The 338-nt window shown below is 37.3% G+C and carries 1 pseudogene; it reads left to right on the top strand.

The features are described 5' to 3' along the window. A pseudogene (locus tag AB4585_RS29170) lies at positions 1-186 on the top strand (allophanate hydrolase subunit 2 family protein); the annotation flags it as partial. Positions 187-338: the final 152 nt, after the last annotated feature.

Raw genomic sequence — 338 nt, 5'->3', positions numbered from 1 at the left:
GTCATGCTGTGCGAACGACAAACTATCGGTGGATACTATAAGCTAGGCACTATCGCTAGGCTTGACCTTGCTAAACTCGCGCAAGCTAAACCGGGAACAAAAGTTCAGTTCATCCAATCAGATGTAAACACCTGTCTTTCAGAATATAAAAACTGGTTAAAATTTTTCCAAAAAGAAGCACCATAAAAAAGCGCAAATTATTTAAAAAAATACTTGACCTATTTCAGCGAAAAAACCGATCTAACGACATTGTGAATAACGAAGTTTGTGAAGCCTTGAATTGCTATAGGTTAAGCCGTAGTTAGAGGATTTATTGCGAAGAGTTATCCAACTAGTTA

Source organism: Vibrio sp. 10N.222.49.C9 (assembly GCF_041474985.1).
GTDB lineage: Bacteria > Pseudomonadota > Gammaproteobacteria > Enterobacterales > Vibrionaceae > Vibrio > Vibrio crassostreae_C.
Note: the sequence above shows the minus strand (reverse complement) of the source record. Positions and strands in the feature narration are given on the sequence as shown.